The 9,941-nt window shown below is 68.8% G+C and carries 10 protein-coding genes and 1 tRNA gene; 2 read left to right on the forward strand and 9 right to left on the reverse strand.

Going from position 1 to position 9,941, the window contains the following annotated elements:
• Positions 1–38 precede the first annotated feature (38 nt).
• Positions 39–1,019: a hypothetical protein gene (locus B3G12_RS09525; RefSeq protein WP_290500072.1), complete on the reverse strand. Its 981-nt coding sequence runs from the start codon at positions 1,017–1,019 to the stop codon at positions 39–41.
• A 292-nt stretch (positions 1,020–1,311) separates the two neighbouring features.
• Here B3G12_RS09525 and B3G12_RS09530 point away from each other — a divergent pair, with 292 nt between their 5' ends.
• Positions 1,312–1,971, forward strand: a complete 660-nt coding sequence (locus B3G12_RS09530) for a hypothetical protein (RefSeq protein ID WP_144941037.1) — start codon at positions 1,312–1,314, stop codon at positions 1,969–1,971.
• Positions 1,972–2,160: 189 nt separating this feature from the next.
• On the opposite strand, the gene B3G12_RS09535 is transcribed toward B3G12_RS09530, so the two are convergent.
• The 7 genes from B3G12_RS09535 to B3G12_RS09565 all read right to left on the reverse strand — a co-directional run bounded on the left by B3G12_RS09535 (position 2,161) and on the right by B3G12_RS09565 (position 8,513).
• The gene (locus tag B3G12_RS09535; RefSeq protein ID WP_290500074.1) at positions 2,161–3,498 is read right to left on the reverse strand and encodes an ABC transporter ATP-binding protein; all 1,338 of its coding nucleotides are present in this window, start codon (positions 3,496–3,498) and stop codon (positions 2,161–2,163) included.
• Between the two features lie 46 nt (positions 3,499–3,544).
• Positions 3,545–4,381 (reverse strand): carbohydrate ABC transporter permease, encoded by an 837-nt coding sequence (locus B3G12_RS09540; protein ID WP_145010142.1) that lies wholly within the window; start codon positions 4,379–4,381, stop codon positions 3,545–3,547.
• Between the two features lie 5 nt (positions 4,382–4,386).
• Positions 4,387–5,355: a carbohydrate ABC transporter permease gene (locus tag B3G12_RS09545; protein WP_144941033.1), complete on the reverse strand. Its 969-nt coding sequence runs from the start codon at positions 5,353–5,355 to the stop codon at positions 4,387–4,389.
• Positions 5,352–6,668 carry an extracellular solute-binding protein gene (locus B3G12_RS09550; protein WP_290500078.1) on the reverse strand — a complete coding sequence of 439 codons (1,317 nt, stop codon included), beginning with the start codon at positions 6,666–6,668 and terminating at the stop codon, positions 5,352–5,354. Before B3G12_RS09550 ends, B3G12_RS09545 begins: the two co-directional genes overlap by 4 nt.
• A 147-nt stretch (positions 6,669–6,815) precedes the next feature.
• Positions 6,816–7,736: an AEC family transporter gene (locus tag B3G12_RS09555; RefSeq protein WP_290500080.1), complete on the reverse strand. Its 921-nt coding sequence runs from the start codon at positions 7,734–7,736 to the stop codon at positions 6,816–6,818.
• Between the two features lie 103 nt (positions 7,737–7,839).
• Positions 7,840–8,292, reverse strand: a complete 453-nt coding sequence (gene panD / locus B3G12_RS09560; protein ID WP_290500082.1) for an aspartate 1-decarboxylase — start codon at positions 8,290–8,292, stop codon at positions 7,840–7,842.
• 150 nt (positions 8,293–8,442) lie between these two features.
• A tRNA-Gly gene (locus B3G12_RS09565) sits at positions 8,443–8,513 on the reverse strand.
• 114 nt (positions 8,514–8,627) lie between these two features.
• Here B3G12_RS09565 and dcd point away from each other — a divergent pair.
• Positions 8,628–9,206 carry a dCTP deaminase gene (gene dcd, locus B3G12_RS09570; RefSeq protein WP_290500084.1) on the forward strand — a complete coding sequence of 193 codons (579 nt, stop codon included), beginning with the start codon at positions 8,628–8,630 and terminating at the stop codon, positions 9,204–9,206.
• Between the two features lie 19 nt (positions 9,207–9,225).
• On the opposite strand, the gene B3G12_RS09575 is transcribed toward dcd, so the two are convergent.
• Positions 9,226–9,941 (reverse strand): MFS transporter (locus B3G12_RS09575; RefSeq protein ID WP_290500086.1); only part of this gene is annotated, 716 nt, incomplete at its 5' end.

Below are 9,941 nucleotides of genomic sequence, written 5' to 3' on the forward strand. Positions count from 1 at the left end.
CGTCCGTGGCCGCCTGCGAGCCGCAGCGGTGGGGTGCGTCAGCGGGGCGTGACCGTGGCCTTGTCCTGCGTGACCTTCAGGCTCGCCGAGAAGGTGAAGGGGACGTCCGCCGAGACCTTGGACGTGGTGCCGTCGTAGAGGTTCACCGCGGTGAACTCGATGTGCGCGGTCCCCCTGCTGTCCGGCAGGGACCACTGGTCCGCGTGCGCGCCGCCCAGCTCGACCGTGGAGCGCGGGTAGTCCTTGATGCTCCAGCTGACCTTGTCCTGGATCCGTCCGTCGAACTCGTAGCTGAACGGGCAGTCCTCGGGGTAGAGGCTGTCCTTGGCCGCGCATGCGTCGAGATGCTCGTGGACCTGCTGCTCCACCTGCTGCTGGAGCTGCTCCGACGGGACGGCGGTGAGCTTCATCGTCGTATCCTTGGACGAGTCGCTCACGGCTACCTCCTGCGGCTGGGCGGTGACCATGGGGGAGGTGTAGGACCCCGTGTAGACGCCGGGGTAGAAGACGGCGAACTCGCGCGAGGAGTCCCGCAGCGCCACGGACACCCCGTTGATGTCCACCGCGGTGGAGCCGGGCATGGACACGGACATGGTGGGCAGCGTGGTGGGGTCGAAGTCCCACACTGTGAAGAACCCCCACTGAGTCTCCGCCGGGTGCAGCCTGAACTCCGAGGACGCCTGCTTCCCGTCCAGGAGGTAGTCTGCTCGGACCGTGGTGGTGTCCCCGTCCGAGTCGACCGTGGAGACCGCCACATCCTGCAGGTGCTTGCCCGCCTCCGCGAGCGGATCCCCGTCCAGCAGCGCGGCGTTGGAGTCCGGAACCTCGGCGTTGAGCAGACCCAGGGCCTTGGCGCCGTCCCCGTCCTGCAGCGCCTGGAAGTACTCCCGGACCTCGGTCTCAGGGCCGTACTGGTACTTGTTCACGAGCGCAATGGCCACCGCGGCGGCGGCCACGGCCAGCACGATCAGGAAGAACCAGGCACCCAGGGCCCTGATGATGCGATCACTGCGTTCCATGGCTCCTCACGGTAGTTCATGCGCGCCCCGCCTGCGCCGTGTCACCCGGTTCGCCGCGCGGCGTCACGCTCGCGGGGTCCGGCTCCGGCGCGGCCCCTGGAACGGCCAGTAGGCTGGGGCGAGCCCGGCCGGGAGCAGGACCAGGGATCGTGCTTCACGCACGGAGCTGCGCAGGCAACGGTTCACGAGGCCCGCACCCTGGGGACCGAACTCCCGATGCGTCCGGGGGCACCAGGCACCCCGCGACCGACAGCGGCCGTGACCAGAGACCCGAGGAGCGCGAGCGCACAACATGGCAGAGACCGTCCGGCAGGTGCCCCAGAAGTACGGCGTGCCCGAGCACGTGTTCCACCCCCGGCTCGGTTCCTACGGGCGGCGGCTCGCGGCCTCCGCCGCGCCCCTGCTCCTGGTGGTGCTGGCGGTCGGGGCAATCTTCTACCGGCGGCCGGCCGGGCCCGTGACCGGCGTGCTCGCCTTGACCGCCCTCGCCGGTCTCGTGGGCGCCTACGTGAACCTGCGCCCGGCGCTCGCGGTGCTGACACCCGGGTTCGTGCTCGTCTCACGGTGGGTCGGGTTCCACGCCGTGGCCCGGGAACGGATCACGCAGGTGGTCACCGTCGAGAAGCTGCTGGCGCCCCGTTCCGGTTCGGGCCGTTCCCGGGGCAGGCCGTACCTGTGGTTCGTCACGGCCTCCGGGCGCCGCGCCCTCGGGCTCGACGGTACCGTCTGGGACGCCCGGACCCTCGACGAGCTCGCCCGGGCCAGCGGTGCGCAGCACGTGAACTTCCGGCAGGCCACCCCCGCGCAGGTGAGTGAGAACTGGCGCCGGCTGGTCCCGTGGCACGTGCGCCACCCGAGATTGCGCTATGCGGCGTCCTCGCTCGCGCTGCTCACCGTGATCGCCCTGCTGGGCTGGTGGGCGCTGGCCAGCACGGCGGGCTCGGTCGGCTGAGACGGGGCCCCGGGAGGGGCCAGAGTCGGGAGCAGAGGAGGTGCCGGGGTTGGCCGAGGGGCCGGGGACTGAGGGGCGACCGGGACCGCCCGCGGGACCGGGACCGCGCCAGGCGCCAGGAGCTGACGACGACGGCCGGTTCCCGTGGTGGAGAACCGGCCGTCGTCGTGCGGCGAGGGGCGCTGGGGATCAGCGTGCGGCGCTGCTGCCCGCCCCGCCGTCGTGCTCGGCCCCACCGGCGGGGGAGGTCCCCGCGGCGCCGGCCTGATCCGCGCGCGCACTGTCACGCCGGCGGGCACGCTCGATCTCGTTCTTGCGCTCCTCGTTGGCCTCGCGGGTCAGCTCCGCACCGGCCTCCGCGTCACGCGTGAGGTTCTCGCCCGTCTCTGGGTTGAACACGGGCATCTTGCGGCTGTCCAACCAGATCTTTGCCGTGGAGCCACCGCGGATGCGGGAGGAGGCGTCCAGGGAGACGACCACCTGGGCGGGCATCTCGTCCGCGTCCAGCTCTTGAGCCAGCTCGTTGAGCTTGTGCTGCACGGCGGCATCCTGCTGGTAGTGGATGTAGCCGTACTGCTGGTTGCCCAGCCACTCGGTGTGCGTGAACTCGGAGTCGAAGACGGTCCCGTGGGGGATCTTCGTCTCGTCCACGAACTTCGCGTCCTCGAAGTGCTCCGGGCGCAGGCCCAGCAGCACGATCTCGGGGGCGTTCGTGAGCTTGCCCTGCACGCGCTCCGGAATCTCGATGTCCCCGATCGGGGTGTGGAACACCGAGCCGTTCACGCGCGCCGGGATGAAGTTCATGGACGGAGCGCCGATGAACCCCGCCACGAACAGGTTGACGGGCTGTTCGTAGAGCTCCCTCGGGGACGCGATCTGCTGGAGCTGACCACGCTTGAGCACGGCCACGCGGTCACCGAGGGTCATGGCCTCGGTCTGGTCGTGAGTCACGTACAGCGACGTGATGCCCATGCGGCGCTGCAGCTGCGCGATCTCCGTGCGCATCTGGCCGCGCAGCTTGGCGTCCAGGTTGGACAGGGGTTCGTCGAAGAGGAACGCGTCCGCGTCACGCACGATCGCGCGCCCCATGGCCACGCGCTGGCGCTGACCGCCGGAGAGGTTCGCCGGCTTGCGCTCGAGGTGCTCGTTGAGGTCCAGGGTGTCCGCCGCCTCGCGCACCTTGCGGTCGATCTCCTCCTCGCTGAACTGCCCCTTGGACAGGCGCAGCGGGAAGGCGATGTTCTCGTACACCGACAGGTGCGGGTACAGCGCGTAGTTCTGGAACACCATCGAGAGGTTGCGATCACGCGGCTGCTTGTCGTTGACGCGCACCCCGTTGATGCTCAGGTCCCCGGAGGTGATGTCCTCGAGGCCCACGACCATGCGCAGGAGCGTGGACTTGCCGCAGCCGGAGGGGCCCACGAGGATCAGGAACTCGCCGTCGGCGACGTCGATGGAGATGTCGTTGACCGCGGGGAAACCGTCGTCGTACTTCTTGACGAGGTGTTCCATGGTGATTGCTGCCATGTCTACTCAGTCCTATCTGTGTAAAAGCGTGGATGGTGCGGCGGGCTCAGCCCTTGACCGCGCCCTGGGTCAGGCCGGAGACGATCTGGCGCTGGAACGCCAGAACGAGCAGCACCACAGGGATGGTCACGATGATCGCCGCCGCGGAAATCGCGCCCGCAGGGGCCTCGAACTGCGAGGCGCCGGTGAAGAACGCGAGTGCCGCCGGGACGGGACGCGCCGCGGCGGTCGAGGTCAGGCCGATGCCGTACACGAAGTCGTTCCACGCGATGAAGAACGCGATGATCGCCGTGGTGAAGACACCCGGCAGCGTGAGCGGCACGATCACCTTGCGGAACGCCTGCCACGTGGTGGCGCCGTCCACCTGCGCCGCGCGGTCCAGGTCCCAGGGGATCTGCTGGAAGAACGCCGCCAGGGTCCAGATGGAGATCGGCAGGGTCAGGGACAGGTAGGGGATGATCAGGCCGAGCCAGGTGTCGTAGAGCCCCACCTGGCGCCACAGGTTGAACAACGGCGTGACGATGGAGACCACTGGGAACATCGAGACCATCAGCGCGGTGGTCAGCACGATCTTCTTGCCCGGGAAGTCCAGGCGTGCGATCGCGTAGGCGCACAGTGTCGCGAGCACGACGGCCACGAACGTGGAGATCAGTGAGATGCCGATCGAGTTCCACAGGGCCGGCAGGAACAGGTCCTTGGCCTCGCCCACGAAGATCTGCTCGTAGTTGCTCGTGACGAACTTCGTGGGGATGAACTTGCCCGAGTTCAGGTCCGAGGAGGACTTGAAGGACGTCATCAGGATGGACAGGACGGGGAACAGCGCGTAGACCAGCACCGCGATGCTGATGACGGTCCAGCCGATTTTCTGCTTGGTGCTCAACATGACGGTTACTTCCCCTTCCCAGAGCCACCGGTGAGGTCCACCTTGAAGACCTTTATGGCCACCAGCGCGATGAGCATCACGCAGATGAACAGGATCACCGAGATGGCCGAACCAAGGCCGATTTCCAGACGACCGATGGACGTGCGGTACGCGAGCAGCGAGAGCGTCTCGGTGCCGTACTGGCCCTTGGTCATGATGAAGACGTTGTCGAAGATGCGGAAGGCGTCCAGGGCGCGGAACACCACGGCCACCATGATGGCGGCCTTCATGTTCGGCAGGACCACCTTGCTCAGGCGTTGCCATGCCGAGGCGCCGTCCACACGGGCGGCCTCGGTGAGCTCACCGGGGACCTGTGCGAGCCCGGAGAGCAGCAGCAGCGAGATGAACGGGGTGGTCTTCCAGATCTCCGAGGCCATGATCACGAACAGAGACGGGCCCGCGGAGGCAAACCAGTTGAAGTCCGGACCGATCATGGGCAGCCACGAGAGCCAGTTGTTCACGTAGCCGGTGGTGATGTCGAAGGCGTAGAACCACGCGAACGCGGAGACCACAGTGATGATGCCGTAGGGCACCAGGATGGCGGTGCGCAGCAGGCCGCGCGTGGCCTTGATGGCGCTGTGCATCACGAGCGCGAGGGCGAGGCCCAGGACGAGTTCCACGACCACCGTGACCACCGTGATCAGCAGGGTCACGCCCAGGTCCCGCCAGAACACGATGTCCGACAGTGCCGTGGCGTAGTTGCCCAGGAACACGAACTCCTTGTCACCGGGCGCGGTGAGGCGGAAGGAGAACAGGGAGTCCCACAAGGCCTGGACGATCGGGTACAGCGTGACCAGGAGCATGATCACGAACGCCGGTCCAGCGAGCAGCCAGCCCAGCTTGCGCTCAGCGCGGGCGCGGTCCGAGAGATGACGCCTGGTGCGGGTCTTCTCCGGCGCCGCGGCGGGAGCGGAGGAATTGACGGTGGTGCTCACAGCAACGCATCTCCCTTCAGGACTTCCTGGATGAATTCGGTGGTCTCACGCGGGGTGTCCTCGGTGACGTCCGCCGGCGGGGTCCAGTTCTGCTGGATGGCCGTGGAGATCTCGTTGTAGTACGGGGTCTGCGCGCGAGGCTTCGCGGCGTCGAGGGACTTGCGGATGGTGTTGGCCATGGGGTACGCCTTCTTGACCTCGGGGTCGTCGAAGGCCTTCGTGGACGACGGCGGGTTGCCGTTGGTCGCGAAGTACTGGGCCTGGTGCTCGGGGGAGACGATGCACTGCACGGCCTCCCACGCGAGGTCCTGGTTCTTGGACGTGGCGCCCACGCCCAGGTTGATGCCGCCCAGCGGCGGGTGCGCCTCGGTGTCCGCGTCGACACGGGGCCACGTGGTCCACTTGATGTCGTCCAGCACCGACTTGTCGAGGGTGCCCTCGTCCACGGAGGCCTTGGTGGCCGAGTAGATGAACGGCCAGTTGACCATGAACGAGCCCTTGTCCCCCTGGAACTGGATCATGGAGGCGTTCTCGTCCTGGGTGGCCAGGCCGGGTCCGCCGAGGCCCTCCTTGCCGATGGTCCCGATGATCTCCGCGGCCTTCTTGCCGGCGTCGGAGTCCAGCGTGATCTTGGCGTCCTGACCGTCCTGGCCGTCCGAGACCACCTGGCCGCCGGCCGACTCCACGAGGCCGTTGACCCACACGGACATGGCCTCACCGCGCACGCCCTGCACACCCAGGTACTTGTCCTGGGACTTGGCCGCCTTGATGAGCTGGTCCCACGTGACGGGCTTGGACATGTCCAGACCCGCCGCCTTGGCCGCGGACTCGCGGTACCACAGCAGCTGCGTGTTGGCCCAGAACGGGATGGCCACGAGCTCGTCGTTCCACGTGGCGCCCTGCAGCGGGCCCTCGAGCGTGTCCGTGGTGGTGGCCTTTGCCACGTCCTCGGGGGGCTTCGCGAGGAAGCCGGGCTCCGCGAGCTCGGGCACGAAGGGCGGGTCGAGACTCATGATGTCCATGGACGTGTCCCCGGCCGCGAGGCGGCGTGCCAGCTGCTCGCGCTGCGACGAGGCGTCACGGGGCAGCAGGGAGGTCTGGATCTTGTACTTGCCGCCGGACGCGTCCGAGCACTGCTGGGCGAGGACGTCCTGGCCGCCGTCGTCCGGGTTGATGTACCAGGTGAGCGTGGGCGGGCCTGATTCCCCGCTGCCGCACCCCGTGAGCAGCATGGCGGACACGGCGGCGACGGCCGCAACGCTGCGGACGGCACGCGGTTTCCCGGCCCTGTGCGAGTGGTGAGTGGACTTCACGATGTTTCCTCTCCTGACGAGCTCATGAGCTGACGCACCGGGCCTGACGCTACCCGAGGGGCGCAGACCGATTCAGCATCTGCACAGTCTAAGGGTGGTGTGTGTCACAGAATTCGTGTGACTCGGCATCGGCAGGGAAATTTGGCGTCAGGAAAGAAATACTGCGGCGACCGCCATCGAGACCATCGAGACCACGGTGGTGAGCAGCACCGTGTCACGGCACACCGTGGTCGCGCGGCCGTAGCGCACCGCGGCCACATAGAGGTTCTGGGCCGTGGGCAGCGCCGCCATGATCACGGCGGAGTACAGCATCGGACCGCTCAGGCCGAGGGCCCACGCGAGCAGCAGGGCCAGCGCCGGGTGCACGAGCACCTTCGCTCCCGAGGCGAGCAGGGTGTCCGCGCGCGTTCCGGGCTCGGAGAGTGGGCGCGAGCCCACCAGGGAGATTCCGAACGCCAGCAGCATGGCCGGCACTGCGGCACCGGCCACGATCTCCACGGGCTGCATCACGAGGTCCGGGAGGGTGGTGTCCGTGAGTGAGGACGCGACCCCGAGCCCCGAGCCCACGATCAGCGGGTTCGTGGCCACGCTCTTGAGCACGGAGCCCACGGTGGGGCGCGCCCCGCCGGTGAGGGTGTCCATGACCGTGAGGTACAGCGGGGTGTTCAGAGCCAGCTGGAACAGCATCACCGGGGCCACCTGGGAGGCGTCGCCCAGCACGAACAGGGCGATCGGGATCCCCAGGTTCGCGGAGTTGACCTGACCCGCGGCCTGAGCGCCCATCACCACGGCCGAGGCGTCCCTGTGCAGCACGAGGCGTGAGACCGTCGCGTAGGCCAGCATGGTCAGCCACGCGGAGACCCCGGCGACCACGAGCGGTGCCGAAAAGATGTGGCTGATGTCCGCCTTCGCGACCGTGGTGAACAGCAGCGGCGGGGACGCCACGTAGAAGGCGAGCCTGGACAGCACCGGCTGCCCGTGCGGACCGAGCAGCCCCAGGCGTCCGATCACGTAGCCCGTGCCGATCACGGCCCACACGATGAAGAACCCGGAGGCCACTCCGCTCACGGGCACGTCTCCTCGGCTCGTCGTTCGTGGTGATCCGCCCCTGCGGGCGCGGTGGGGTGGGCACGACGTCGCCGGCCCGGCAGGCGCGCACGTGCCCGCGGGGTCACGGACCGGGAACCGCGGCGTCCTCCTGCGCCAGCAGGTGCTCGCGCGCGTGCGGCGGGCGGACCACGTTCCCCACGACCGCGTCCGCGGGGTCCGAGCCCAGTGCCACGATCCGGTTGTGCTCGTCCACGTGGACCACACGGGGCTCGTACGACGTGGCCTCGGCGGTGTCCATGAGGCCGTAGGCGATCAGGATCACGAGGTCGCCGGGGTGCACGAGGTGTGCCGCTGCCCCGTTGATGCCGATGACGCCGCTGCCGCGCTCGCCGGCGATCGTGTACGTCTCCAGCCGGGCGCCGTTGGTGATGTCCACGATGGCCACGAGCTCGCCGGGGAGGATGTTGGCGGCGTCCAGCAGGTCCTGGTCCACGGTCACGGACCCCACGTAGTGCAGGTCTGCCTGGGTCACGGTGGCGCGGTGGATCTTGCCGGTGAACATGGTGCGCAGCATGATCGCTCCTCATGCGGTGGGTGACGGTGCCCCTGCCGGCCGGGGTCCTCGGACCGCCCCGTCCGGCAGGCCCGCGGGCTGTGGGCACCCTGGGAATGCAACACCCCGGGGACCGTGACGGTGACCCGGGGCGTCGTGCGAGGTGTACGGAGCGGCTGACGGGAATCGAACCCGCGTATCAGGCTTGGGAAGCGTGCGCTCTACCATTGAGCTACAGCCGCACTGTTCCGCCGGTGCATGACGCACGCGGATGAACGCCCACCACTGTACAACACGTTTGCGGGCTGCGGTGTTCCACACGGTTCCTTCAGCGAGGTGTCGACTACCGTGGAGCCGTGCTCATCTCCGATCGCGACATCCGCCGTCAGCTGGGCTCCGGGCGTGTGCGCCTGGAGCCCTACGATCCCGCCATGGTCCAGCCCGCGAGCGTTGACGTGCGCCTTGACCGGTGGTTCCGGCTGTTCGACAACCACAAGTACGCGCACATCGACCCGGCCCAGGAGCAGCCCGAGCTCACGCGGCTGGTGGAGGTGGCGCCGGACGAGCCCTTCGTGCTGCACCCGGGGGAGTTCGTGCTGGGCGCCACGTACGAGAAGGTCGCCCTGCCGGCGGACGTCGCCGCGCGCCTGGAGGGCAAGTCCTCCCTGGGGCGCCTCGGCCTGCTGACGCACTCGACCGCCGGATTCATCGACCCCGGGTTCTCGGGCCACGTGACGCTGGAGCTGTCCAACATGGCCACGCTGCCCATCAAGTTGTGGCCCGGTTCCAAGGTGGGGCAGCTGTGCTTCTTCCAGCTCTCCTCGCCCACGGAGCACCCCTACGGCAGCGGCGCCTACGGCAACCGCTACCAGGGCCAGCGCGGGCCCACGGCCTCGCGCAGCCACCTGAACTTCGACCGGACCGTCATCGAGTGAGCCGCGCCCGCCGCCGCGCTCAGACCTGGGCGGTGGTGAAGCCCTCCGGCGGGCGCGGGGTGAGCAGCAGCAGGACGAGTCCGGCGGCCACCACCACGAGGATCCCGAGGATTCCCCAGATCTGCGCACCCAGCACGCTGACGAACAGTCCGAAGAGCCCGGGTGCCATGAAGCTCACGGCCCGCCCGGTGGTCGCGTACAGACCGTAGATCTCGCCGTCGCGCCCGGGCGGGATCAGCCGCCCCAGGTACGTGCGCGACGCCGCCTGGGCCGGTCCCACGAACAGGCACAGGGCCAGCCCGCAGACCCAAAAGGCTGGTTTGCCCGTCCAGAACAGCAGTGCGGTGCCGGCGAGCATGACGCCCACAAGGGAGCCGGTGATCACGGTGCGCGGGCCCAGGGCATCGTCAAGGGAGCCGCCCACGAACGCGCCGAGGGCGGCGATCAGGTTCGCCGCGACCGCGAACATGATGACCTCGGTCAGGGAGAAGCCGAAGGTGCCCGCCGCGAGGACCCCGCCGAACGTGAACACACCCGCCAGTCCGTCCCGGTAGACGGCGGAGGAGATCAGGAAGAAGACGGTGGCCCGGGAGACCCGCCACAGTCCGGCGATGGTGTGGAACAGCTCGCGGTACGCGCCGAGGATGCCGCGGCGGCGCGGCGCAGGGGGCACCACAGGCAGGGCGTCGGTGCGCACGAGCGGCGGGGTGCCGGTGTCCTCGAGGATGGCGCCGT

It is taken from the genome of Kocuria sp. UBA5001, from assembly GCF_002398425.1.
GTDB classification, from domain to species: Bacteria; Actinomycetota; Actinomycetes; order Actinomycetales; family Micrococcaceae; genus Kocuria; species Kocuria salsicia.